Origin of the sequence: Paraburkholderia silviterrae (assembly GCF_004353915.1) — a bacterium.
Classification (GTDB): domain Bacteria; phylum Pseudomonadota; class Gammaproteobacteria; order Burkholderiales; family Burkholderiaceae; genus Paraburkholderia; species Paraburkholderia silviterrae.
In genome coordinates, this window is sequence record NZ_SMRP01000030.1 from 38,508 (window position 1) to 64,284 (window position 25,777).

Annotated in this window: 22 protein-coding genes; 14 read left to right on the forward strand and 8 right to left on the reverse strand. The window is 64.0% G+C overall.

The window, feature by feature from the left end:
• Positions 1-56 precede the first annotated feature (56 nt).
• Entirely contained in the window at positions 57-707 is a 651-nt protein-coding gene (gene folE, locus EYW47_RS34180) for a GTP cyclohydrolase I FolE (protein ID WP_133199234.1), read from the forward strand.
• Between the two features lie 152 nt (positions 708-859).
• On the opposite strand, the gene epsC is transcribed toward folE, so the two are convergent.
• Complete coding sequence (epsC, locus tag EYW47_RS34185; RefSeq protein ID WP_133199235.1) at positions 860-1,783, reverse strand: serine O-acetyltransferase EpsC; 924 nt, start codon at positions 1,781-1,783, stop codon at positions 860-862.
• Positions 1,784-2,008: 225 nt separating this feature from the next.
• Positions 2,009-2,242 (reverse strand): hypothetical protein, encoded by a 234-nt coding sequence (locus EYW47_RS34190; protein WP_028222781.1) that lies wholly within the window; start codon positions 2,240-2,242, stop codon positions 2,009-2,011.
• Positions 2,243-2,584: 342 nt separating this feature from the next.
• On the opposite strand from EYW47_RS34190, the gene EYW47_RS34195 reads away from it, so the two are divergent.
• Both EYW47_RS34195 and EYW47_RS34200 read left to right on the forward strand, forming a co-directional pair.
• The gene (locus EYW47_RS34195) at positions 2,585-3,001 is read left to right on the forward strand and encodes a DUF3005 domain-containing protein (protein WP_377785316.1); all 417 of its coding nucleotides are present in this window, start codon (positions 2,585-2,587) and stop codon (positions 2,999-3,001) included.
• A 555-nt stretch (positions 3,002-3,556) separates the two neighbouring features.
• The gene (locus EYW47_RS34200) at positions 3,557-4,261 is read left to right on the forward strand and encodes a helix-turn-helix transcriptional regulator (RefSeq protein ID WP_028222779.1); all 705 of its coding nucleotides are present in this window, start codon (positions 3,557-3,559) and stop codon (positions 4,259-4,261) included.
• Here the strand turns inward: EYW47_RS34200 and EYW47_RS34205 are convergent.
• Positions 4,245-4,571, reverse strand: a complete 327-nt coding sequence (locus EYW47_RS34205; RefSeq protein ID WP_133199237.1) for a helix-turn-helix domain-containing protein — start codon at positions 4,569-4,571, stop codon at positions 4,245-4,247. The two genes, EYW47_RS34200 and EYW47_RS34205, sit on opposite strands and share 17 nt — an antisense overlap.
• Positions 4,572-4,740: 169 nt before the next feature.
• Between EYW47_RS34205 and EYW47_RS34210 the strand changes: the two genes are divergently transcribed.
• Positions 4,741-5,331, forward strand: coding sequence for an acyl-homoserine-lactone synthase (locus EYW47_RS34210; RefSeq protein WP_133199238.1), 591 nt, complete (start codon positions 4,741-4,743; stop codon positions 5,329-5,331).
• Between the two features lie 165 nt (positions 5,332-5,496).
• On the opposite strand, the gene EYW47_RS34215 is transcribed toward EYW47_RS34210, so the two are convergent.
• Positions 5,497-7,047 (reverse strand): MFS transporter, encoded by a 1,551-nt coding sequence (locus EYW47_RS34215; protein ID WP_133199262.1) that lies wholly within the window; start codon positions 7,045-7,047, stop codon positions 5,497-5,499.
• A 363-nt stretch (positions 7,048-7,410) separates the two neighbouring features.
• On the opposite strand from EYW47_RS34215, the gene EYW47_RS34220 reads away from it, so the two are divergent.
• From EYW47_RS34220 to EYW47_RS34245, 6 genes are all read left to right on the forward strand, one after another.
• A complete protein-coding gene (locus EYW47_RS34220; RefSeq protein WP_133199239.1) occupies positions 7,411-7,881 on the forward strand; it encodes a universal stress protein in 471 nt (156 codons plus the stop codon).
• A 200-nt stretch (positions 7,882-8,081) separates the two neighbouring features.
• Positions 8,082-8,837 carry a helix-turn-helix domain-containing protein gene (locus tag EYW47_RS34225; protein WP_133199240.1) on the forward strand — a complete coding sequence of 252 codons (756 nt, stop codon included), beginning with the start codon at positions 8,082-8,084 and terminating at the stop codon, positions 8,835-8,837.
• A 185-nt stretch (positions 8,838-9,022) separates the two neighbouring features.
• The gene (locus EYW47_RS34230) at positions 9,023-10,303 is read left to right on the forward strand and encodes an SUMF1/EgtB/PvdO family nonheme iron enzyme (RefSeq protein ID WP_133199241.1); all 1,281 of its coding nucleotides are present in this window, start codon (positions 9,023-9,025) and stop codon (positions 10,301-10,303) included.
• On the forward strand, positions 10,266-11,801 hold the full coding sequence (locus tag EYW47_RS34235; protein WP_377785314.1) for an efflux transporter outer membrane subunit: 1,536 nt from the start codon (positions 10,266-10,268) through the stop codon (positions 11,799-11,801). The genes EYW47_RS34230 and EYW47_RS34235 overlap by 38 nt, the downstream gene beginning before the upstream one ends.
• Positions 11,802-11,910: 109 nt before the next feature.
• A complete protein-coding gene (locus EYW47_RS34240) occupies positions 11,911-13,059 on the forward strand; it encodes an efflux RND transporter periplasmic adaptor subunit (RefSeq protein WP_133199242.1) in 1,149 nt (382 codons plus the stop codon).
• An 11-nt stretch (positions 13,060-13,070) separates the two neighbouring features.
• Positions 13,071-16,124 (forward strand): efflux RND transporter permease subunit, encoded by a 3,054-nt coding sequence (locus EYW47_RS34245; protein WP_133199243.1) that lies wholly within the window; start codon positions 13,071-13,073, stop codon positions 16,122-16,124.
• Positions 16,125-16,394: 270 nt separating this feature from the next.
• Here EYW47_RS34245 and EYW47_RS34255 read toward each other — a convergent pair whose 3' ends face one another.
• The 3 genes from EYW47_RS34255 to EYW47_RS34265 all read right to left on the reverse strand — a co-directional run bounded on the left by EYW47_RS34255 (position 16,395) and on the right by EYW47_RS34265 (position 21,124).
• Positions 16,395-16,631, reverse strand: a complete 237-nt coding sequence (locus EYW47_RS34255; RefSeq protein ID WP_133199264.1) for a hypothetical protein — start codon at positions 16,629-16,631, stop codon at positions 16,395-16,397.
• A 315-nt stretch (positions 16,632-16,946) separates the two neighbouring features.
• Positions 16,947-19,568, reverse strand: a complete 2,622-nt coding sequence (locus EYW47_RS34260) for a penicillin acylase family protein (protein WP_133199245.1) — start codon at positions 19,566-19,568, stop codon at positions 16,947-16,949.
• A gap of 128 nt (positions 19,569-19,696) precedes the next feature.
• Complete coding sequence (locus EYW47_RS34265) at positions 19,697-21,124, reverse strand: amino acid permease (RefSeq protein ID WP_133199246.1); 1,428 nt, start codon at positions 21,122-21,124, stop codon at positions 19,697-19,699.
• Positions 21,125-21,383: 259 nt separating this feature from the next.
• Between EYW47_RS34265 and EYW47_RS34270 the strand changes: the two genes are divergently transcribed.
• The 4 genes from EYW47_RS34270 (at position 21,384) to flhC (ending at position 24,116) form a co-directional block, all read left to right on the forward strand.
• Positions 21,384-21,875: an Lrp/AsnC family transcriptional regulator gene (locus tag EYW47_RS34270; protein ID WP_165976753.1), complete on the forward strand. Its 492-nt coding sequence runs from the start codon at positions 21,384-21,386 to the stop codon at positions 21,873-21,875.
• Between the two features lie 1,013 nt (positions 21,876-22,888).
• Positions 22,889-23,029, forward strand: coding sequence for a hypothetical protein (locus EYW47_RS34275; RefSeq protein WP_133199247.1), 141 nt, complete (start codon positions 22,889-22,891; stop codon positions 23,027-23,029).
• 101 nt (positions 23,030-23,130) lie between these two features.
• Positions 23,131-23,451 carry a flagellar transcriptional regulator FlhD gene (gene flhD, locus EYW47_RS34280; protein WP_205710202.1) on the forward strand — a complete coding sequence of 107 codons (321 nt, stop codon included), beginning with the start codon at positions 23,131-23,133 and terminating at the stop codon, positions 23,449-23,451.
• 17 nt (positions 23,452-23,468) lie between these two features.
• Positions 23,469-24,116 carry a flagellar transcriptional regulator FlhC gene (flhC, locus tag EYW47_RS34285; protein ID WP_133199249.1) on the forward strand — a complete coding sequence of 216 codons (648 nt, stop codon included), beginning with the start codon at positions 23,469-23,471 and terminating at the stop codon, positions 24,114-24,116.
• On the opposite strand, the gene EYW47_RS34290 is transcribed toward flhC, so the two are convergent.
• Positions 24,094-25,701: a sensor histidine kinase gene (locus EYW47_RS34290; RefSeq protein WP_133199250.1), complete on the reverse strand. Its 1,608-nt coding sequence runs from the start codon at positions 25,699-25,701 to the stop codon at positions 24,094-24,096. The genes flhC and EYW47_RS34290 overlap by 23 nt on opposite strands.
• Between the last annotated feature and the right edge of the window lie 76 nt (positions 25,702-25,777).

Here is a 25,777-nt window from a genome sequence, read left to right on the forward strand (position 1 = left end):
ATGCGCGTTCGTGGTGCGCGTCGCAGCGGCGTGGCCCACATGACAGGAGCCGATGCATGACCGACGAAAAGAACGCAGAAAAGACCCGCAAGAAAAAGTCGAAAAGCGGCGCAGGCCGGCCATCGCGCGAGCAAGCGGAAGACGCCGTGCGCGTGCTGCTGCGCTGGGCCGGCGACGACCCCGCACGCGAAGGCCTGATCGATACGCCCGCGCGCGTCGTGCGCGCCTATGAGGAATTCTTCGCGGGCTACGATCACGATCCAAGCGAGATTCTGTCGCGCACCTTCTCGGAAGTGGACGGCTACGACGAGATGATCGTCCTGAAGGACATCCGCTTCGAGAGCTACTGCGAGCATCACATGGTGCCGATCATCGGCCGCGCGCACGTGGCGTATCTGCCCGAGCATCGCGTGGTGGGCATTTCGAAGCTCGCGCGGCTCGTCGACGCCTTCGCCAAGCGCCTGCAGATTCAGGAGAAGATGACCGCGCAGATCGCCGACACGCTCAACGAGGTGCTCCAGCCCAAGGGCGTGGGCGTGATTCTCGAAGCGGCGCATCAATGCATGTCGACGCGCGGCGTGCACAAGGCCGGCGTCACGATGGTCACGTCGCGCATGCTCGGCACGTTCCGCAGCGACCCGTCCACGCGCCGCGAATTTCTTTCCATCGTCGGCAATCCCGGTGTGATGAGCGTGCCCAACACCTGAAGCTCGCGCCGCAACGTGCCCTCAGGTTCGGCCCGAGCCGGGTCGCAACCGCTCAGGCCGTTCAGCCACTGGTGCGCCCGGGCGCACCGCCCTGAAGGCCACTCGCGGCGGCAACCGCCACAACGCGGCCGCTCAGGACCGCTCGCAGCGCCTCAAGCCGATTCGTTGCCGCTGCCGATTTCGCGAATCTTGCCCTGGCGCACGCTGCTGCCCGGCGGCACGCTGTGCGTGAGCCACACATTGCCGCCGATCACCGAGCCTCGTCCGATCGTCACCCGGCCCAGAATGGTTGCGCCGGCATAGATCACCACGTCGTCCTCGACGATCGGATGACGCGCATTGCCCTTCACGAGCGTGCCGTCGAGATCGGCCGCGAAGCTCTTCGCGCCCAGCGTCACGGCCTGGTACACGCGCACGCGCTCGCCGATGATCGCCGTCTCGCCGATCACGACGCCGGTGCCATGGTCGATGAAGAAGCTCGAGCCGATCTGCGCGCCCGGGTGAATGTCGATGCCCGTTGCCGAATGCGCGATTTCGTTGATGAAGCGCGCGAGCAGCGGCACGCCGAGCCGATGCAAGGCATGCGCCAGCCGATGATGCGTCATGGCCCAGACACCGGGATAGCAGAGCAGGATTTCGGTGATGTGCTGCGCGGCCGGGTCGCCCGTGAAAGCGGCCTGGATGTCGCTCACGAGCAGTGCGCGAATGCCGGGCAACTGGTGACCGAACTCACGGGCGATGTCGAAGGCGCGCGTGCGCAGCACCTCGTCGCCGGCTTCGGCATTCTCGGGCAGGAAGCGCAGCGCACGGCGGATCTGCTCGGCAAGCAGGCGCAAGGTGCTTTCGAGGGTATGGCCGACGTAATAGTCGACGCTTTCGTCAGTCAGGTCGGGGGCGCCGTAGTGCGTGGGAAACAGCGCGGCGCGCAGACCGGCGACGATATTGATCACGCCATCGCGCGAGGGCAGTTCGCGGATGCCGAGCGGATGGCGCGTGCGGTGGAGCTCTTCGCGCGACGCGCGCAGGTCGGCAACGATCTGTTCGAGGCCCCAATCGGGAGAAGCGGGATTTGACATGATGAAGCGGCAGAGGCAGCGGGCGCCACCGAGGAGTGTATCGACCCCAGAGATTACCGCTTTTCGCGAGAGTGCGCCGAGGTGCCCTCAGGCGCTCCCGGGCGGCCCTGGTTGCCCTTAGGCGCGCTCATGGGTCCTTGACCCAAGCCCGCCAGCGGCGCGTCCCCTGGAAGCCGGACGGCGCGCCCCTTGAAAGCCGGACGGCGGCGCGCTGCGCGCCAGGCCTCAGAGCGTGACGCTGCTCGCATCGATCCAGCGCACCGCCCAGTCGCGCGCATGCGCAATGGCAGCGGCTTCGTCGGAAAAGCGCAAATCGGCTGGGAAAAAACGATTGGCAACGAGTTCGCCGTCGCTCGAGCGCGAGATCACCACATAAGGTTGATAAGTGCCGTCGCCAGCGCGCGCCGGTGCGCAATTAAGCAAATAGCCGCGATGCGTGAATGCAGCGTCGAAGTGCATGTGTCTCATCCGCCCCTGACTGCCTTGTCCGTTTTCGTGGGCGCGTACAGGATCGTGCGGCAAAGCCACAGCCCGGCCATTCTTCATGCCGTTAATTCTTAAGCGCGCCAACTCGTTGAAAGAGGATCATACTCCCAGTAAATACGGCGATCCAACGAAAAAAATGCTGGATTGCTGGAGGCGTTCTCCTGGTGCACAGGCTTGCAATTCCGCCCGATTCACGGTTCGCACCGAGTGTTTTGGAACGTCTCATGCTGAATTTTGGTGCATCTAGTTCTTCATTGGCTCTCCCACGGAGGACACACCATGACCGACTCCGACCGCAACAACCGCCCCGGCGAAATGCAAGCCAAAGAGCCGCGCCGGCGCAGCGCCGAGCTGCATAACGACCGGACCCACGACAGCACGGTCGACACCGACGGCAAGAACCGCGAAGCCGCACGCCTCGCGGGAGACGGCCTGATCGGCCCCGACGAAGTCACCACCAGCAACGCCTCGCTCGACAACAGCATGCCGGAGGCCCTCGACGGTCTGGCGGGCTTCGACAGCCGCGGCCTCGCGCATCGCATGCCGTTCGCGGCCGGGACTGGCTTCGAGGCCGTCGATATGGGAATGACCAACCCGGAGATGCCCTACGATTTCGACTGGCAGCTCGCCGACCCGCGCGAGCCGGGCCAGCGCCGCAGTCCGGGACGCATTCATTACGCCATCAACCACATGCGGCCGACGCGCGTTGTCGAACTGCATCGCAAGCCTTGACCCACGCAGCACATGCAATCGAACGCCTGGCGAACATGCCTCGCCAGGCGCGGCCGATTGCGGCCGTGCACACCGCGACACCCTCTTCCGTTCGGTGAGACCGCGCAGGCCGGAATGGACCAAATGCCGCGTTGAATGACGCGCGAACGGCCCTAACTAGCATGCACAAAAGTGCATTCGATCGTATTAACAATCTTTCAAATTAGCGCGATATGAATTACCCGGCTTTATTACCGATTCGGATTAAGCCATTTCCGGAATGAGCAATAGATGCCAAAACTCAATTCCGTGCGACGTCCGCGTTAGATGCGCTATGCCAACAAACCATCACTTTTGTTCTGCATGTGCAGAACAAGTACGAGACTTCTCCCTAAGCGCCGGGTCAATCCCTGGCGCAAAACCTTTCCGGTGGGGAGAAAAAGACGATGTTTTCGGAATTTAGTGATAAATTGTTACATCACAAGAAGCAAGGCGGCAGCCTGCCCCAGGCACCGCCTGCGGTCTGGCCCACCGCCGATGGAGAGTGTTGACGTGCCTCTACATTACATTGAGCAGATGTCATCCGTGCTCGACGCCCCCGAGGATTCGGCGTGGTTCGAGGCGGTGTCTCGGCTCGCCGCCTCATGGGGTTTCGGCCAGGTCATGCTGGCCATCCTGCCGCGCCCGGGCATGCGGCTCGAAGACGCGTTCATCCGGACCAACTATTCCTCCGTCTGGCGGCAGGCGTATAACGACCACGGCATGGCGTATTTCGACCCGGTCGTCGCGCATTGCACGACGCGTGCCGCCCCGCTCATCTGGTCGCCTGAACTGTTTGCCACCGAGCAGCAGCAATCGATGTATGAAGAGGCCCGCTCACACGGGCTGCGCGCCGGCATTACCCTGCCGATCCATGGCCCGCGCCAGGAGGCGGGCATGCTGTGCTTCGTCAACGACGCCAATCCGTCGGACTCGTTCTGGCAGGACGTGGACCGCGCGCTGCCGAACCTCGTGTTGCTACGGGATCTCGTGCTCGACACGAGCCAGCGGCACCTGAACGATCATGCTCAGTCCCTGATTCCCAAGCTCACGCCGCGCGAAAAGGAATGCCTCAAGTGGACTGCGCTGGGCAAGTCCACCTGGGAAATTTCGCACATCCTGAATTGCTCCGAGGCCGTTGTGAACTTCCACATGAAGAACATTCGCGGGAAGTTCGGCGTGAACTCACGGCGTGCGGCAGCCGTGATTGCAACCCAGATGGGTCTTATTGACCCGGGCTAAGCATCATCGGCGTTTCCGGACGCCGAAGCACGCGTTCGGCACGGCCCAGATCGCCGTCCGAAATCGTCTTGTTGAAGTACAGACCCAGCAGGATCGATACCGGCGGCGGAATCTCCGCGCCCGACTCGAACCGGCTGCCGCGCGATTGCGTCACGCCGAACCGCGCCCAGAAGCGGCGCTGGCTTTCCTTCTTCTTCTTCCGATACGCGATGATCAGGACACGGTCGATTACCGACGACAGGTCCCCTCCAGTGTGAGCGTGAGAGGAATTCACGCCCGCCTGCCATTGATGATTGTCCAGAAGTTCCATTTTGACTCTCGCTGTGTCAGATATGCCTGATGAGTGACTGCCGCCCAGCCATTCTCCAGAACTGACCCTCCCCGCGCACCTACCTATCTTGATAGGTGTTTTTTTATATTCATAACGCATAGCTTCGATCCATACCGCTGCCCCTCCACACGTACACGGGAGAGTTGTCATGCAAGCTGCGATTCGGATCGGACTGCGCCAGGAGTTCGACAACGAGGATATCAACGAGATGTACCGGCTGCGCGCACGCGTGTTTCGCGACCGCATGGGCTGGGATATTCCCACCATCGCCGGGATGGAAATCGATGGGTACGACGCGCTCGGGCCCCATTACATGCTGATCCAGGGCAACGACGGCAAGGTGTGCGGCTGCTGGCGCCTGATGCCGACCGAAGGCCCGAACATGCTGCGCGACACCTTCCCGCAGCTGCTGCATGGAGATACGGCGCCGGCGGGCCGTCATATCTGGGAACTCAGCCGTTTTGCCATCGAGTCGGGCAATGACCAGGCGTTCGGATTTGCCGATGTCACCATGCACGCGATCCATGCACTGGTCTCGTTTGCCGACCGCATGGGCATCTCGCGCTATGTGACCGTCACCACCACGCCCATCGAGCGCCTGCTGCGCCGCACCGGCATTGACGTCACGCGGCTCGGCGCGCCCGTTCGCATTGGCGTGGAAAACGCCGTCGCGCTGGAAATCGCCGTGAGTCCGCAGACCCGCAACGCCCTGTTCGGACCGATGGCCGCCGCGGCCTGAAAGCCGCGCGCACCCCCTTGTCGATCCAGCAACTTGCGCCACGGCCCGCGGCGCACATGTCAGGCAGCTTACGATTTTGTCTGATGAATTGCGCCGAAGGTGGCCGAAACCCTCCGCAGCGGGCGAGCCGCGCACGCAAGTAACGGGCCCTGGACGGCAACGCCGTCACTCCGCCTGCACCGGCCCGCGCGCCGGCGCCGATGGTGCTGCGGCACGGCCGAAGCGGATATGCGCGATGCGGCGCACGCTCAGCGCCGCCACGAACGCGGCGAAGCCGGTCAGGCCGATGCCAAGATGGATGGCGTCCACCAGCACGTGCCGCACCGCCTCGATCAGCGCCGCTCCGTCGAGTCCCGCCGCCTTCATTTGTGCCGTCAGAGCGCCGCGCAGCGCCGGATCGATCAGTACGCGCGGATCCGCAAGCTGTGGCTGCCAGCGCGCAGCGCCTGGCGAGCCGAGCACCGCGAGCGCGTCGCCGACGCCGCCGGCATAGCGATGGTTCACGATCGTCGCGACGATGCTCGTCCCGAGCATGCCGCCCACCATGCGCGTGGATTGCAGCAGCGCCGTCGTGATGCCGAAGCGCTCGCGCCCGGCAATCTCCTGCCCGAACACGTTGAGATTGTTGAGAATGAAACCGAGGCCGATGCCCACTGCGGCCATTGCGAGCTCAAGCCACAGATGCGGCGTCGTGCGCGTGGCGAATGCGAGCCCCACCGAAGCGCACACGAGCAGGCCAAAACCAACGGTCAGAATGGCCGTCGGCTTCTTCAGGTGGATCACGATGCGCGTGTTGACGAGACTGCCGAGCGCAATGCACGCGGCGATCGGCGTCGCCAGCAGGCCGGCCTCCTGGGGCGAGAGGCCGAAGCCGCCCTGCAGCAGCAGCGGCGCGAAAAAGATCAGCGAGAACATCACGAAGCCGGAGAGCGTCGAGAGCGTAAACAGCGTGACCAACTGAGCGTCGCGAAAGAGGTCGAGCGGAATAATCGGATGTGTCGCGCGCCGCTCGCAAGCCAGCAACGCCACGGCGCCAACCGCCACGATGGCGATCAACGCGAGATTGCCCGGCGTCACGCCGTCCTTCGGCACGGCCTCGATCACGGTCTGGAAGGCGCCCAGCACGATCGCGACCAGCGCGGCGCCGGTCCAGTCGATGCGCACCTCGCCCGTGCGCGCTTGACGGTAGGCCGGCAGATGCGCCCAGATGAAATAGAGCGCCAGCGCCCCAACCGGCAGATTCACCAGGAAGGTCGAGCGCCAACCGAAATGCTCGGAGAGCCAGCCGCCCAGCGAAGGGCCCGCCGCCGTGCCGATGCCGTAGGCCGCCGCCATCACCACCTGCCAGCGCACCCGCGCGCGCGGATCGGGAAAGAGATCGGGAATCGAGGCGAACGCGGTGCCCACCATCATCCCGCCGCCCACGCCTTGCAGCGCGCGCGCCACTGCCAGAAAACGCATATCCGTGGCGAGCCCGCACAGCGCCGAGGCGACGGTAAACACGATCACCGCCGCGATCACAAAGCGCTTGCGCCCGAAGTAGTCGCCCAGACGGCCGAACACCGGCACGGTCACGACCGATGCCAGCAGATACGCGCTCGCAATCCATGCGTAGTACTGGAAGCCGTGCAGCTCGGCGACGATCGACGGCAATGCGGTGCTGACGACGGTCTGATCGAGCGCGACCAGCATGTTGACGAGGCCGATGCCGAGCATGGCCAATAGCGCGTCGCGAAACTGCAAGGGAGTGTGGGCGGAAGTCACGGATCGGAATGCTGCGGCGCGCAAGTGCGAAAGAGACGCAAAGATAGCGGGACGGCGAGCCCCGCGCAACCGGACGAATGATGGAATGCGCCCGGCTACTGGTGACGGCAGCGTGCTTCGAAACCGGCCAGACGCCCCACCCCGACGCAAAAATCTTGATCTTCCTTCCTATACCTTCCACTTTTCATACCGCGACACTGCAACTTTCTGAACAATCAATTAAGCTTTTCAAAGTTCAATAATTGCAGCACAAGGCCACGGGCGTACGTCAACCCAAAGCCACACGCATTCCGGTTCCACTCAAACGGAGGCTCCATGTATAAACGCATCCTGGTCGCAGTCGACGGCAGCGAAACGTCGCGCCGCGCATTCGACGCCGCGCTCGAACTGGCGAAGACGATGGGTTCGACACTGCAACCGTTCTACGTGATCGAGAACACGCCGATGTATTTCGACGCCCCGGGCTACGATCCGTCCATCCTGCGCAACCAGATGATTGCCCAGGGCAAGGAGCTCGCCGAGCAGATGAACAAACGGCTGGCCGAGCGCGGCGTGCAGGGCGAGATGCTGACCGCGGAGGCGTCCTCGCTCGACGACGTGCCCGCGCTCGTGCTCAACGCGGCAAAGACCAACGGCACTGACCTGATCGTGATGGGCACTCACGGGCGGCGCGGTTTCCAGCGGCTGATTCTTGGCAGCGTGGCCGAGCGCTGCGTGCGGCAATCGACCCTGCCGGTCCTCCTGATTCCTTCCGCCGCTGGCCCATTCGAAGCCGACTCCGAATAACGGATATCGAATAGCCGCGAATTACGAGATAACGCTCCAATTCAAATCTTTTTGAACCCGCTTGAGCACGATCACTTGCCGCGAAACCGGCTTCTGACAAGGCTCAAGCGGGTTCATCTCAAATGCGTGGCGTTTTGCCGCCATTTTAAGATTTAAACGCGGTGTGACAATGCTCCAAAATTCGATTACAGGAGCAAGCCATGCTGACCCCTACCGTCGTATCCCACTCCACCGTGCGCCGTGCTACCCGCAACGCCGCGACAAGCCCGCGCACCACCGCGCGCTGCTCGACTTGTGCAATGCGGCATTTGTGCATGCCTCAGGGACTCGCGCTCGACGATTTGCCCAAGCTCGAAGCGCTCATCTGCAACGCACGCAGCGTGCGGCGCGGCGAAGCGCTCTATCGCGCCGGCGACCCGTTCGATACGCTCTACGCCGTGCGCTCCGGATCGCTGAAGACCGTCATGGCGCACCGCGACGGCCGCGAGCAGGTCACGGGCCTGCGCCTCGCCGGCGACCCGCTCGGCATCGACGGCATCAGCACCGACTTCCACACCTGCAGTGCCGTGGCGCTCGAAGACAGCTCGGTGTGCATCATCCCCTACTCGGCGCTCAAGCACCTGTGCCGCGAGACCGGCGCCATGCAGGACCGCCTGCACCGGCTCATGAGCGAGCAGCTCATCCGCGAGTCGTCGCAGATGATGGTGCTGGGCTCGCTTTCCGCCGACGAGCGCGTGGCGGCCTTCCTGCTCGACGTCTCCGAGCGCAACGGACAGCGCGGCTACTCGCACGCGGAGTTCAATCTGCGCATGACGCGCGAGGACATGGGCAGCTATCTCGGCATGACGCTCGAAACGGTCAGCCGCACCCTGTCAAGATTTCAAAAACGTGGTCTGATCGACACGCAGGGCAAGCTCATCCGCATTATCGACATCGATGGCCTGCGGCACCTGTAAGCGAAGTGCCCCATGCGTGCCGCCCCTGCGGGCGGCACGCGTTCAAGTGCGTCCCCATTAGCCTCCCTCGTTCGCACCCCCTTCACCCCTGAACGGCGGTGCGCGCGTCGGGCTGCGACACGTTGGCACGACTCCTGCGCAGCGGTAAAGTCTTGTTCACCGCTCAAGTCAGGAGACTCGCCGCAATGCAGCTCCCGCCCTCTCCCACGCTCGCCGCACGCCTTGGCCACGCCCGTGCCGCCAGCGACGCGCTCTTCGCGATCGTCAAGCCCGAATGCCTCTACGAGCGCCCGATCCGCGAGCGTCATCGCATCGTGTTCTACATCGGCCATCTAGAGGCGTTCGACCGCAATCTCTTCGACAAGCGGCTCTTCGATCTGCCATCCGCCGCCCCGCGGCTCGACCACTTGTTCGCGTTCGGCATCGACCCCGTCGACGGCGCGCTGCCCACCGATACGCCGGCCGACTGGCCGCGCCTCGATGAAATCCGCAACTATGCGCGCGACACCCGTGCGCGCATCGACGCGCAACTCGCCGCGCTCGACCTGCCGCCCGGCGCTTCGCCGCTCGGCGCCGCCGCGCAATTGCTGAATGTGGCCATCGAGCATCGCCTGATGCACGTCGAGACGCTCGCCTACATGCTCCACCAGTTGCCGTTTGCGCAGAAGCTCGCGCCCGCCGGAGCACGCGAATTCGCCGACCATCTGTATTTGGCGACGCCGTCGACGGTCAGCGTGCCGGCCGGGCGCACCGAGCTCGGCATGACGCACGAGCGCGGCGTCTTTGGCTGGGACAACGAGTTCGGCGAGGAACAAGTGGCGGTCGAGGCGTTCGAGATCGACCGCTACATGGTGACCAACGGCGCCTGGCTCGATTTCATGGCCGACGGCGGCTATCGGCGCAAGGACCTTTGGGACGACGCCAATTGGGCGTGGAAGGAAGCCGAAGGCATCGAGCATCCGGTCTTCTGGCTGCGTGACGCAGGCGGCTGGCGCCTGCGCACGATGTTCGAGGACATTGCGCTACCGCTCGCGTGGCCGGTCTATGTGAGTCACGCGGAAGCCAGCGCCTTCGCGCGCTGGCGCGGTGCGCGCTTGCCGACCGAGGCCGAATGGCAGCGCGCGGCACACGGCGCGTTGCCGGGCGCCACCGACAACTTCGACTTCCGGCGCTGGAACCCCGTCGCCGTGGACGCGACGCCGGACAGCGCCAGCACGTGGGGCGTGGAGGGGCTATACGGCAACGGCTGGGAATGGACGTCGACGCTATTCGGCCCCCTGCCCGGATTCGAGCCGTTTCCCTTCTACGAAGGCTATTCGGCGAATTTTTTCGACGGACAGCATTATTCGATGAAAGGCGGCTCCGCCCGCACTGCGGCCTGCATGATACGCCCGACGTTCCGCAACTGGTTTCAGCCGCACTATCAGTATGTCTATGCGGGATTTCGTTGTGTACGCAACGAATAAATCGATCGCTGTCCTGATCGCCCTGCTCGGCTCGCTTTCCGGCTGCACAGTCGGCCCCGATTACCGCACGCCCGCCCCGCCCGCGACCGACACCTACACCCCCACGCCGCTGCCCGAACAAACGGCGTCGTCGCCGGGCGCAGCGGGCGTCCCCCAACGGTTCGAAGCCGGCCAGGACATTCCCGCGCAATGGTGGACGCTCTTTCATTGCGAGCCGCTCGATGCGCTGATCCGCGAGGCGCTCGCCAACAGTCCCAATGTCGCCGCGGCGCAAGCGGCGCTCAGGCAGGCCAGCGAAAATCTGCGCGCGCAGGTAGGCAGCACGCTGTATCCCTCCGTCAATGCGACGGCCAATGCGACGCGAGAAAAGTTCAACGGCGTCACGTTCGGCGAACCGGGGCTGACGGAGGTGCTGAACCTCTATAACGCGTCGGTGAACGTGTCGTACAACCTCGATGTGTTCGGCGGCGAAAAACGCCAGATCGAATCGCTGCGCTCACAGGTCGACTACCAGGGCTTTCAGTTGCAAGCGACGTATCTCGCGTTGTCGGCGAATATCGTGACGGCGGCTGTCAAGGAAGCGTCGCTGCGCGAGCAGATCGAAGCGACCGAGCGCATCGCCGACGACGAAGACGCGCAACTCGGCGTGCTGCGCAAGCAACTCGAGCTTGGCGGCGTGAGCCGCACGGCCGTGCTGGCGCAGGAAACACTGGTCGCGCAGACGCGCGCGAGCTTGCCGCCGCTGCGCCAGTCGCTCGACCAGACGCGCCACCAGCTGGCCGTGCTCGCGGGCAAGCCGCCGAGCGATACGGGTGTGCCCGAATTCAGGCTGTCGATGTTCACGCTGCCGCAGACCTTGCCCGTCAGCGTGCCTTCGTCGCTCGTCAGGCAGCGTCCCGACATTCTCGCCGCCGACGCCACGCTGCATCAGGCCAGCGCCCAGGTCGGCGTGGCGACGGCAAACATGTATCCGCAGCTCACGCTCTCCGCGAGCTACGGCCCGCAAGCGCTGACCCCAGCCGGTCTGCTCAAGTCTGCGGACATGATCTGGAGCATCGGCGCCGGCATCACGCAGCCAATCTTCCATGGCGGCCAGCTGAGCGCGCAAAAACGCGCGGCGCAAGCGGCATTCGATCAGGCCAACGCGCAATATCGGCAGACGGTGTTGCTCGCGTTCCAGAACGTCGCCGATACGCTGCGCGCGCTCGAGCACGATGCAACGGGCCTGTCCGCGCAAACGCAAGCATGGCGCGCCGCGCGCGATTCGCTCGATCTGACGCGCGGCCAGTTTCGCGTCGGCGGCGTCAGCTACCTGGCGCTGCTCGATGCGCAGCGCCAGTTCCAGCAGAGCGTCGTCAATCTCGCACAAGCGCAAGCCGCGCGCTACGCGGACACGGCAGCGCTGTTTCAGGCGCTTGGCGGCGGCTGGTGGAACGACACGACGACCGGCCAGGGTGCCCTGGCGGCGCCCGCCTCGCGAGCCGCCCAAGCGCAGTGAGTCCACGCGCCGCGATTCCACACGCAGTAGCCGCGCGTCACATGCGAAACGATAGCAGCGCCGCCGGACGAATGTATGCCTCACCTGTTTGCCGCGCAAGGACACGACGATGACTAAAAAACCGATGGCAAAGCGGATGATCATCACGCTGGTCTGCGTGTGCGTACTGCTCGGCGCTCTGATCGGCTTCAATCTGTTCAGGGCGCACATGATCAAAAAGTTCATGGCGAGCAACGCCGCGCCGCCCGCCACTGTCACGGCCGCGGTCGCGGGCTATCAGACGTGGCAGCCGCAGCTTGCCGCCGTGGGCAGCCTGCGCGCGGTGCGCGGCGTCGACGTGACGACGGAAGTGGCCGGGCTCGTGCGCGAAATCACGTTCAATTCGGGGCAGGAAGTGAAAGCGGGCCAGGTCCTCGTGCGCCTGAACGACGATTCCGACCGCGCGCTGCTTGCGTCGCTGAAAGCCGCGGCGGACCTCGCGCAAACCGTCTACAAGCGCGATACGGCGCAATACGGCATTCAGGCCATCGCGAAGGCGCAACTCGACGCCGACGCGGCCGACCTCAAGAGCAAGCGCGCCCAGGTCGATCAACAGGCCGCGCTCGTCGACAAGAAAACGATCCGCGCGCCCTTTGCGGGCCGCGTCGGCATCACGACCGTCAATCCGGGCCAGTACCTCAATCCGGGCGATGCCATCGTCACGTTGCAGGCGATCGACACGCTCTACGCCGACTTCAATCTGCCGCAACAGCAACTCGGGCAATTGCGGGTCGGCCAGGTGGTCGTCGTCGATACGAACGCGTTCAGCAATCGCACGTTCGACGGCAAGATCCGCACGATCAATCCACGCGTCGACAGCACGACGCGCAACGTGCAGATCGAAGCGAGCGTCGACAACCGCGAGCGCAAGCTGCTGCCCGGCATGTACGCGAACGTGAAGATCGACGCGGGCAGCGTGCAGCGCTACCTGACCTTGCCGCAAACGGCGATCACGTATAACCCGTATGGCGCGACGGTGTTCGTCGTCAAACCGGGCACGCGCAAGGATGCCCATGGCAACACGATGCCCATCGCGCAGCAGGTGTTCGTGACGCCGGGGCCGACGCGCGGCGATCAAGTCGCGATTCTCAAGGGCATCAGCGAAGGCACGCAGGTCGTGACGAGTGGGCAACTGAAACTGAAGAACGGCACGTCGCTCGTGATCGACAACCGCGTGCTGCCCGCCGACAACCCGAATCCGATGCCTCAGGAACAGTAAGAGGCCGCCCGATGAAATTCACCGATCTCTTCATTGAACGTCCGGTGCTCGCATCGGTGGTGAGTCTGCTGATTCTCGTGCTCGGCTTGCGCTCGCTTTCGGCGCTCAAGGTCAGCGAATATCCGCAAACCGAAAACGGCGTCGTCACGATCAGCACTGCGTACTATGGCGCGAGCGCCGACACGATGGCGGGCTTCATCACGCAGCCGCTCGAAGCCGCGATCGCGCAAGCGCAGGGCATCGACTATATGTCGTCGAGTAGCAGCACGGGCGTCTCGACGATCACCGCGACGCTGCGCCTGAACTACGACTCCAACCGCGCGCTCACGGAGATCAACACGCAGATCGCCTCGGTGCGCAACCAGTTGCCGCCGCAGGCGCAGCAGCCGGTGCTGACCGTGCAAGTGGGTCAAACCACCGACGCGATGTACATGGGCTTCTACAGCGACGTGCTGCCGAGCAACAACGTCACCGACTATCTGCTGCGCGTCGTGAAGCCGAAGCTCGATTCGATCCAGGGCGTGCAGACGGCGGAAATTCTCGGCGGCCGGCAGTTCGCGCTGCGTGCATGGCTCGATTCGAACAAGCTGGCCGCCCACAACGTTACGGCCTCCGATGTGTTTACGGCACTCGGCAACAATAACTATCTCGCCACGCTCGGCACGACCAAAGGCCAGATGATCAGCGTCGATCTGAATGCTGGCACCGACCTGCATTCCGTCGACGACTTCAAGAAGCTGGTCGTCACGCAGAAGAACGGCTCGATCGTGCGCCTCGAAGATGTCGCCAATGTCGTGCTCGGCGCGGACAACTACGACTTCAACGTCGCGTTCAGTGGCAAACGCTCGGTGTTCATCGGCATCAAGGTCGCGCCGGATGCGAACGTGCTCGACGTCGCGAAGCGCGTGAAAGCGGTCTTTCCGGACTTGCAGAAGCAGTTCCCGACCGGGATGACCGGCGACATCGTCTATGACGCGACCGACTTCATCAATACGGCCATCGTGGAAGTGGTGAAGACGCTCGTCGAAGCGCTGCTGATCGTGACGGCCGTGATCTTCCTTTTCCTCGGCAGTTTCCGCGCGGTGATCGTGCCCGTGATCGCGATGCCGCTGTCGCTGATCGGCACGTTCTTCGTGATGCAGCTGCTCGGCTATTCGATCAATCTGCTGACGCTGCTCGCGCTCGTGCTGGCCATCGGGCTCGTCGTCGATGACGCGATCATCGTCGTCGAGAACGTCGACCGGCATATGAAGGAAGAAGGCAAGCGGCCTTTCGAAGCCGCGCTGATCGCGGCGCGCGAGCTCGGCGGGCCCATTCTCGCGATGACCGTCGTGCTGATTGCCGTGTATCTGCCGATCGGCTTTCAGGGCGGCTTGACGGGCGCGCTCTTCACCGAGTTCGCGTTCACGCTGGCGGGCGCCGTCGCCGTATCGGGCGTGATTGCGCTGAGTCTGTCGCCGATGATGTGCTCGCGCTTTTTCCGCACGGATCAGGAATCGGGCCGCTTCGCGCGCTTCGTCGACCGGCAGTTCGAGCGCGTGCATCGCGGCTATGGGCGCCTTCTGCATTCGATGCTCGACACGTGGCCCGTGTTCATCGTGATGGGCGCGCTCCTGCTGGCCGGCACGGTCTATCTGTTCATGACGTCGAAATCGGAGCTGGCGCCCCAGGAAGACCAGGGCATCGTGCTCTCGCAGATACAAGGTCCGCCGAACGCGACGATCCAGCAAATGCAGACATACGCGGACCAGGTGTTCGAGATTTCGAAGCAGTTGCCCGAGTATGCGCAGATGTTCCAGCTGACGGGCGCGCCGACGCTCAACCAGGGCATCGGCGGCGTGCTCTTCAAGACGTGGGACAAGCGCAAGAGAGGCGCGACCCAACTGCAGCAGGAATTGCAGCAGAAATGGAATGGCATTGCGGGCGCGCGCGTGGCCGCGTTTCAGTTTCCGCCGCTGCCGGGCGCGCAGGGCTTGCCCGTGCAATTCATCATCAGCACGACGGAGCCGTTCGAGAACCTCAACGAAGTCTCGCAAGCCGTGCTGCAGAAAGCGCGCGAAAGCGGCATGTTCTTCTTCGTCGACAGCGACCTGAAGATCGACAAGCCGGAAAGCGTGCTGCTCGTCGACCGCGACAAGGTCGCCTCGCTGGGCCTGTCGCAAAGCGACGTCGGGCAGGCGCTGGGCGCGGCGCTCGGCGGCAACTACGTCAATTACTTTTCGATTGCGGGCCGCTCATACAAGGTGATTCCGCAGGTGCTGCAAACGGATCGTCTGAACCCGTCGCAAGTCCTCGATTACTACTTGCGCACGCCCGATGGCAGCGTGATGCCGGCATCCACCGTCACGCATCTGAAAGAGACCGTCGTGCCCGAGTCGATCAATCACTTCCAGCAGTTGAACTCCGCGACGATTTCCGGCGTGGTCGCGCCGGGCATCTCGCAAGGCGAAGTGCTCGACTTCTTGCGCCAGGCCACCGCGCAGGCCGCGCCGACCGGCTATTCCATCGACTATTCGGGCCTGTCGCGCCAGTTCGTGCAGGAATCTGGCGGCTTCGTGATCACGCTGATGTTCGCGACGATCATCGTATTTCTCGCGCTCGCCGCGCAGTTCGAGAGCTTTCGCGATCCTGTCGTGATTCTGGTGTCGGTGCCGATGGCGCTATTTGGCGCGCTCATTTTCATCAACGTGGGGCTCTCGACGCTCAACATCTACACACAGGTGGGTCTGGTCACGCTGATGGGACTGGTGAGCAAGCACGGAATTCTGATCGTGCAGTTCGCCAATGAACTGCAGCGCGCGGGGCGCGGCAAGCGTGAAGCGCTGGAAGAAGCGGCCGGTGTGCGCTTGCGGCCGATCCTGATGACGACGGCCTCGATGGTGCTCGGCGTGCTGCCGCTCGTGATTGCATCGGGAGCGGGTGCGGCGGGCCGCAATGCGATGGGGCTGGTGATTTTTACGGGACTGTCGATTGGCACGTTGTTTACGCTGTTTGTCGTGCCCGCGATGTATATGTTTATCGCGGCGGATCATCAGCGGGATCGGGAGCAGCCTGTGGCGGTTTGAGGATGGGGTCTTCGTGTTTGTTTGCGACAGACACGTGACGCTGCGCGACGGCAGCCACGCAATCCGTCACCAGTACTCGATCCGGAACGTGCAGGACATTGCGCGCACTCTGGACAAGGCCAATATAGACGCCGCACGGCGATGCGAACGCAGGATTCAATTCGAGGGCGCGAGAAAGGATTCTCTTCAGGCCACCGTGGCTGTTTGCACCCGCACTTCCCGCATGCGCAGGCGGGAAGTGCGCGCTGCAAATAGTGGCCACATCGAAAGTCAGGCAGTGACGAGTGCTTTGTCGGCGGGCGTCCAGTGCTCGGCGACCGCCTTGTCCGGTATGCGCACCGTCGCAAGCAACGGCACGTAGCCGTGCAGCTTGGCCTCACTCACCGCCAGTCTCTCGGAGCGAAGCAGTTCGCCAGAAAGCTTGGTCCCATCCTGAGTTTCAATGCGGTATCCGTCGATTGGCCCCCACTGACCCTTCGGCACCGGTTCGATATAAACGTGCAACATCTCGTCTCTCCACAGGTTTGAAAAAATTGTCGGAACGCGTAGACCTTGCGAGCCGGAGCATTGCGAGCCTCCGTCTGTGTTCCCCATGGAAAGAGAGTATCGAGATAAGTGATGGCCGTGGCCCCCGATCCGTCGCCGGATCAGCGATAAAAAATAATTAAAATTCAATGACATAAAATGCACATATCACAATGTGCAATGCCACTCAACGATACGCAACGTCTGCATGTTGCGTCGCGGCAGATTTTTCTGGCATACGCGACATCGTTTTGCATTGTGGAATCTGGACGCGAGCGCCTGCCGAATTACAAGGTGCTAGTGCGCATCGGCCGCGGTGAGCGTCAGCATATGAACGGCAGTGCCCGGCAGGAACGGTGCCGCGTCGCCGCGGACCCAGGATTCGTGCCCCGCAATGAAGTACGGCGACAGGGGATTGCCCGACTGCCCGCCCGGCATCTCGAAGATGCCGTCCTGCTCGCGCCCCGGCGACACCGCAAACCGCTCGGACGCGCCGAACGCCGGCGACTGCACGCGCGGCATGTTGATGTCGCCCGGCAGCGGATCGCGCGGCGCGCTGAGCCAGCCGCGTGCCCACGGTAGCCACGGCGGCAGGAGCCGCGCGAACGGATGCGCGATCGCCGAGCGATTACGCTCACCCCAGCGCGCATCGGCGAGCTTCGTGCCCTTCGGCAACTGGGCGATCGAGTAGTCGATCCGTTCCAGCACGAACGCGCGCCAGTCCGCGAAGCCGCCGGGAATCCAGGCGTGATGCCCGGCGAGCGTCTCCATCGTCGCTTCGTAACGCGTGTTGGCCGCGCGATAGCCGAGTCCCGGCGCAACAGCGGCCATCTGCTCGTCGAGCGCGCCGAACCATGCGTCGTACAGCGAGAAGTAAAACGCGCGCACCAGCCGATAGCCGACCGCATCCGCATCCGCACGGCCGTTCCAGCTTTCGACGAGCCGGCGGAATTCCACGCGCTCGGGATGACCGCCGAGCGCTTGCGCATCGAGTGCGTCGAGCGCGACGCGCCGCCAGTATTCGATCCAGAAGGCGCGGTCGTCGGTCTGCACCGCAAGCAGGTCGCGCTCGCTCGCATGCGGCAGCGCCAGCAGATCGTTGCGAATCTGCGTCGCGCGTGCGCCGAGATCGGTGCCGGCATCGCCGATGCGCGTCGCCTCGGCGAGCGGCAAGGTCCGGTTGTTCGCGCTCCAGATGCGGCCAGCCGGCGGATCGACGCGCACCGGATACGCATCGGCTGACCAATACCCCTGCCAACCGATATACGTGTCGGAGCTGAACGGCAAGCTGGCAGGCGCCGCCGGGCTCGCATCTGCATCTGCATCTGCATCTGCATCGGCAAAGCGCGGCAGCGGCCCGGCAAGCGTCCAGCCGATATGGCCTTGCGCATCGGCCACCGTGAAGTTCTGCGTCGGCAGGCCAAAGGTCTGCGCGGCATGCAACGCGTCGGCGACATTCGTGGCGCCTTCGAGCCGCACGAGGTTCATGTTGACCGCCTCCCGGTCCTGCGCGACCCAATGCACGGCATACGCATGCGGGCCGACCACGATCTGCGGCCCCCAGCGGGTTTGCACGACCGGCAGGTCGACGCTCGCGCCGCCGTTCACGTCGAGACGCTCGTGGATCAGCTGCGCCCTCTCCCATCCGCCGCCGTCTCCACGGCCTTCATGGTCAAGGCCGCCGTGGTCAAGGCCGCCGTGGACACGGTAGCGCAGCGGGTCGGCCGGGTCGCGTTGCAGCTCGATCAGATCGACGAAGCGGCCGTAGCTGTTCGTGAACGCCCACGCGACGTGGCCATTGCTGCCGGCCACCACGAGCGGCTCCCCCGGCAAACTGACGCCGGTGATACGCCGCGTGCTGCCATCGGGCGCGGGCGCAGGATAGACCAGCGACACCCGATACCAGATGTTCGGCAGCGACAGGCCGAGGTGCATGTCGTTCGCGACCAGCGCGCCGCCGTGCGCACTATGCGCGCCGTCGACCGCGAAGCCGTTGCTGCCGACCATTGCGTTGAGCGCACTCCCTGCGTCGACGAAACCGGGCACGGCGCCAGGCAGCCCCTCGGCCACCGCTTCGCCGCGGGTGGCGGACGGCATCGCGCGCAGCCATGGCGGCGGCGCAGGCAGCGCGGCAGGCAGCGGTGCAGATGCGCCCGGCCCGTCGAGCGGGGCGTCCCAATGGCTCGTCGCCGGCAGCAGGAACGCGAGCAGATCGGGCGGCCCACGATCGGGCGGCACGCGATCGGGCTGCACGCGATCCGGCGAACCGCGATCGGGCGGCCCACGATCGGGCCGCACGCGATCGCGCAGCGCCGCGCGCGACAGCACACGCGTCACCTGGTCGTATTGAAGATCGAAGTACATCGCGTAGACGACCAGCAGCGTGTCCTCCGCACGCCACGGCACCGGCCGCGTGCGCAGCAGCCAGTATTCGAACGGCCGCGCGCGCAGCGAGCGCAGGCCGTCATTGACGCCCGCCGTGTAGCGCTCGATCAGTTGCCGCTGGTCCGCAGGCAACGCGGCGAGCGCCGCCTGCGCGTGCTCGCGAAAACGCAACGGCCGGTCGCGCCGGTCCAGTGGAAGCGCCGCCGGGCCGATGAGCCCGCCCATCTCGCCGGCGGCGACCCGGCGCAGCAGATCCATCTGAAAGAAGCGGTCCTGCGCGTGAACGAAACCGATCGCATACGCGACGTCGTCACGCGTGCGGCCTTGCACCGTCGGCACGCCGAGCGCGTCGCGCCCGATCGTCACCGTGGCGGACAGCGGCGCGGTATGCGTGCCGTCCAGTTGCGGCAGGCTGGCGCGCAAAATCAGCCAGCCGGCCAGCACCGCGGCGGCCAGGACGATGACGACGATACTCGGCAGTATCAGCAGCCACGTGCGGCGCCGCTGTGGCGGAAAATGGCTCGAACGCGTCATTGCGGGTCATGGATCAAAGCTTCCTGGAGCAGCGAGCGGATCGCCTGGACAGCTTAGGGCCATAGTATGACGGTGTGGAGACGCGCTGTCGCCGAATGTACTGTCCGGTGACGCTTTTGCCTTTTGCTTTATTCGACAGCACTCACGTCCGCCTGCATCACCGGACGCCGATACCACACGGCATACACCACGCTCAGCGCGATCAGGAACGGCACGCCAAAGATCAGCGTCATATGGAACTCGGGCGTGAAGAACGTCGTCACCGTGACTGCGAGCATCAGCGCCGCGCCAAGCAGCGTCAGCACCGGGAAGCCGCGCATGCGGAACGCGGGCGCGCGTTGCCCGCTCGCGTTCCAGCGGCGCCGGAAGAAGTAATGCGTCACGAAGATCATCATCCACGTGAACAGTGCGCCGAACATCGACACCGACATCATGATCGTGAACGACGCGTCGGGATACAGCACGCTCAGCACAGTCGCCAGTGCGATGCCGAGCGTCGAGAGCATCAGCGCGCCCAGCGGAATCCCGCGCGCATTCACCTCGCCGAGCACGCGTGGCGCATGGCCGGCGCGCGACAGGCTGAACATCATCCGCGTCGTGATATAGAGCTGGCTGTTCATCGCCGACAACGCGGCGATCAGCACAACGAAGTTGATCACACCGGCCGCGGCCGGCAGATGGATCGCCTCCATCACTTTCACGAACGGGCTTTCGTCGCGCCCCGCGGCGGTCCACGGCACGATCGCGAGCATCAGCGCAAGCGTGACCAGATAGAACAGCACGAGCCGCACGATAGTCGAGCGGAATGCACGCGTGACGGCGCGCTGCGGGTCCTCGGCTTCGCCGGCCGCGACCGCGATCATCTCGATGCTCAAATAGCTGAAGATCGACACGATCACCGCAACCCACATCCCCCACATGCCCTTCGGAAAGAAGCCGCCGTGCGAGAAGTAGTGGTGAAATCCTGCCGCGCCACCGTTCGCTTCGCTGCCGACGAGCTCCGGATTCACGAACACGACATACGCGCCGAGCGCGATGAAGGCGATGATCGCGGCGATCTTCACGACCGAGAAGCCGTACTCGACCGAGCCGAACGTATCCACGCTGCGCGCGTTGACGAACACGAGCAGCGACGAAAAGCCGACGATCCAGATCCAGCCCGGCACCGCCGGAAACCAGTACTTCATGTACAGAGCGATCGCGGTGACCTCGGTGCCGACCGCGAGCACGATGCACGCCCAGTACGCGTAGCGCACGAGAAAGCCCGCCCACGGGCTCACATAGTATTCGGCATAGGCGCCGAACGAGCCGGAGGTAGGATGCGCGACCGTCATCTCGGCCAGGCAGCCCATCAGCAGCAGCGAGATGAACGCGCCGATCGCGTAGCTCACGAGCACGCTCGGCCCCGCAAAGCCGATCGCGAATCCGGAGCCGAGAAATAGCCCGGTGCCGATCGCCCCGCCGATCGCGATCATCGCCATCTGTCGCGCGGAAAGCGTGCGGCGCAGCCCCTGCTCGCGCGCGGCGATCTGCTGGAATTGTCCTTCTGAATGCATAAGTGTGAGACCTCGTTCGAATTCGGTAGTCGTGGCGAATCAGGCTGGGCGCGCGTGCGTTTTGCGCGCCCAGCATCCGGCACTCAGAAGATGGGGTCTCAGTCTCAAGTGCGCCTCCAGATGGTTATTGTCGATGCAATCATGTTGGACCGCATGTTATCGAGGACGAAATAGAATGAGCTTCATATTTCGAAGACAAATCCACTGATTTGCAGTAGAGTCTGCGGCAATTTCGACCAGAAACCAGGGAATCTTCAACATGAACCTTGACCGGACCGACATGCGCATCCTTCGGCAGCTCGAGCAGGACGGCCGCATCAGCAACCAGGATCTCGCGAACGCGGTTGCGCTGTCGCCATCCGCCTGTCTGCGGCGCGTGAAGCTGCTGGAGGAGCGCGGCGTGATCGAGGGCTACCGCTGCACGCTTTCGCCGAAGAACCTCGGCGTTGCGTTCGAGGCGCTCGTGCACGTGTCGATGCGGCCCGACGCGCCCGAGTGGCACGACAAGTTCGTCGAGGCGATCCGGGAATGGCCGGAGGTGGTGTCCGCGCAGGTCATTACCGGGGCGTCCAATTACGTGCTCGTCGTGCGCACGCGCGATCTCGAGCACTATTCGGATTTCGTGATTCACAAGCTGCATCGCACGAGCGGCGTCATGTCGATCAATTCGAGCATCGTGCTCTCGACGATCAAGCATGATGGATCGATTCTCGATCTGGTCGCGCCGTCGGCCGGCGGGCACGGCGGTTGAGGCATGTTGAGCGCGACGGATCTGCTGGAAACCATTATGTGAAGCAATGTGGACGGGGCATGTTTGTGCGTCTCGCTATATGAATCGAATTTCTTTTCATTTTTCGATTGATTTATTCGGTCGATATTAGTGAGTGCTTTTGAATTTTGATTTCTCAGTTTTTGTCGTGATTCGGTTTGGTGTTGGCATTTCCTTGTTTTCATGTCGGTATATTGGTGTTGCCCCTGTGCGGGGCGGCACCTACTTTTCTTTGCAGCCGCAAAGAAAAGTAGGCAAAAGAAAGCGGCTCAAACCGCCAGTGTGACGCGGTCCCCCACTGCCCTATTAATCGGAGCGGCTCCGGGGCATCCGTCTCCTCGCACACTCCGCCTTAGTGATAAGGGGCTCATCCTTCCCGCCGCGCGCTACGCGCGGGCGGAAGGGTCTGCATGGAAAACCGAGCTTGCTGCCGGCGAATGCGCGGGAGTGCCGCCGGGTGAATATGCCGGAGTCCTACGAAAACATGTGCACACCACTGGTTTTGGTTATGCCCGACGGCGCGCGGAGCGCCGCCGGATGGATGAGCCCTTAGTCACTCCGGGTGACGACGAGTGATGACAGACGCTCCGGAGCCGCTCCGATATAAGTCGAGTGGTGGACTGCGTCACACTGGTGGTGTGAGCGGCTTTCTTTTGCCTACTTTTCTTTGCCGCTGCAAAGAAAAGTAGGTGCCGCCCCGCACAGGGGTAACACTAATAGACCGACATGAAACCAAGGAAAGGCCAACAGCAAAATTCCAACAGCATCACCGTTTATCGCTGGACGCCGTGATTCGGCGTTGCGTCCATGAGCGCAGCGTGAAGAGGAAGTCCTCGATCTCTGTAGGAAAACGCTGACAACCCTGCTGTTGCGACTACAGCAAGTTCGCTGAGCGCTGATTTTCCTTACCCCCCGCCAAAGCAATACTTCCGTCACCAGAGCGGCACACGAGTCGTTGGGCGCCCCAGCCCCGACGCCGCCTGCTGGAGACGCCCATGAGCCTCATCGCACAAGACCTGATCGAACTGCTCCGCCTCGCCCACGGTGGCGCAGGCGCGCTGACGCAGCATCTGCTGCGCGAACTGGCCACGAACCTGATCGCACAGGGCGTCGCCGACATGCGCGGCGGCTGCTGACAAAACGGCACCGGCAAAGCAAACGTTTGGTAACCAACGGGCGCCTCGACTGCGAAAGCCAGTTGTCAGGACGTAGCGACGTAGCCCTTGAACGGGGGAACATCATGCAAAGCACTGAAACGCTGGAATCGATTCAGGAACTGAACCTGTCCTACCTCGCACTTGCGCAGCGCCTGCTTCGCGAGGACCGCCCGGCGGGCATGTTCCGGCTGGGCCTGTCCGAGCAAGTGGCCGATCTGCTGTCCAGCCTGACGCTGGCCCAGATCGTCAAGCTCGCTGCGTGCAATCAGTTGCTGTGCTTCTTCAGGATCAACGACCATCAGATGCTGTCGGTGCTGGCGACGCCCGCGAAGCACGTGAATATCGCGCAAACGCATGCCGCCGTGCTGCTCGCGGGTCAGCCCGCCGAACAGTTCGCCTGAACGGAGCGGGACCCGCCATGTCCAGGAACAGCATCATCGACGACGCACGCGAAGTCGTGCGCGCGAGCGCGCTGATCGAACTCGGCGCACGCATGCAGGTGCTCGAAAGCGAGCTCGCGCTGCCGCGCGACCGGCTGATCCGGCTGTACCACGAGATCAAGGGGGAGTCGCCGCCGAAGGGCATGTTGCCGTCGTCCGCCGACTGGTACATGACCTGGCAGGCCAATATCCACGCATCGCTGTTCTACAACACCTACGTGTTTCTCAAGGACCAGGCGGGCTGCTCGCATCTGGACGCGCTCACCAAGGGATTCCGTCTGTACCGCGAGCACTGTGCGCACAACAAACTCGAGATGCAGCTCGATTTGACGCGCGCCTGGACGCTCGTGCGCTTCTTCAAAGGCGGATTGCTGCAGTTGACGGCCTGCCGGCGCTGTGCCGGCAAATTCGTCATCCACAAATATGACGCACCGGATGGCAAAGTCTGCGCGATCTGCCAGCCGCCTTCGCGCGCGGGCAAGCGCGCAAAAGGCAAAGAGGCGCCCGCCGCATCTTGCGGCGCGGATGGCGCAAGTGAGGAGGCTGAAACTCAAACTGAAACTGAAGCGCTGGTTGAAACCCGGTCCGAAATACCGCCCCGCCCTACGCCGATTCCTCTCGATTGAGCGCACTCACCGGCAAGCTGACCGACAAGCGAAACCCCTCGCCCGGCGCGGTGTCGACCGACACGGCGCCGCTCAATTGCCGCACGCGCTCGCGAATGCCGAGCAACCCGAACGACTGCTCCTTGCGCATCGCGCTCGCCGCCGTCCCGCGCCCGTTGTCCGCCACCCTCACCCGGCACGCCTCGCCATCCAGCACCACCTCGACCTCGACTTCGGTGGCCTCCGCGTGCCTCGCGATGTTGGTCAGCGCCTCCTGGACGATCCGGTAGACGGCGGTGGCGGCCGCCGAATCGAAGTACAGGTCGCCGATATCGATGTGCAGGTCCACCACGATGCCATTGCGGCTTTCGAAATCGCCGGCGAGCCACTCGAGCGCCGGCACGAGCCCGAGGTCGTCGAGCACGGTCGGGCGTAGCCCCGCCGCGATGTGCCGCACCGACCGCACGGTCTCGTCGATCAGCGTCATCATCGAGCGCGCCCGCCCGCGCAATGCCGGCGCCATCGTGCGGCCGTCGAGATCGCCTTCGAGCATCGTCAGATCGATCTTGAGGGCGGTCAGCCGCTGCCCGAGATCGTCGTGCAGCTCGCGCGCGATGCGCTTTTGCTCTTCCTCGCGAGCGGCCTGGATGCCGGCCGAGAGATGTCCCAGATGCTCGAGCTCCTTCACGCGCATGCGCTCGCGCATGTCCCTGCGCGTGAGCGCGACGAGCCGCGCATAGAGCGTGCCGCTCTCGACCAGCAGCACGATCAGCACGAAGCTCGCCGCCAGCAGGCCATATATGCGTCCCGCATAAAACCCGAGATCGAAGCGGCCATGATTGAGCATCGCGGCGAGCGCGATGTCGATCATCCATGCCGTCATCACGACCATCAGCCACATATCGAGCGCCGAGCGCTTGCCGTGCCGCCACAGCATGGCAAACGCGACCGGGCTCGCCAGCCAAACGGCGCCGATCACGTAGCGGTAGCCCCAGGTGAAGCGGCCGTTCTCGAGCAGATCGGGAAGCAGCGCCTTGCCCACCGTGGCCAAAGCCGTCAGCCCGCAGACGATCGCCGTCACGGCCACCACGCAAAATGCGATCGATGCGCGTGTGGAGCGCCTTGGAACATCGCCGCGCAGGCCGCCCGAGGCGTTGCCGCCGCGCTCGCGCCCGAGCAGCACATAGGCCACGACAAAGAAGGGAAACCCGGCGTGCCAGAACATGTAGAGCCACGCCGTACTCTGCGGGCCCGCGCCGAGCAGCCCGGCGGGCGCGAACAGGCCCGGAAACGTGAGGCCATGCGCGATCGTCATGCCGGCGGTAAACAGGTAGCCGCTGCCGAGCGCGAGCAGCGCGCGCGAGCGCAACGAATTGAACTGGCCGAACAGCAGCATGGCCGTGATCAGGTCGTTCATCACCAGCGCCGCTTCGTAGCTCGGGATGAACGCCCCCACCACCGGCAGTGGACGCCTGGCGAACGGCACGCACGCGGCGAACAGCGCGAGGCTCACGACGATCACCGTGAGCGCGAGCCGTCGCTCGCTGCGCCCCGCGGGCAAGGTCGAGAGAAACATCTGGTTGCCGTCGTCTCGATCGCGACCCATGCTCGTGCCTGGAAAAGAATCCGGAGAAAGGCATTTGAGCAGATGATGCACGCCGATGGCAACTCCTGCATACTGC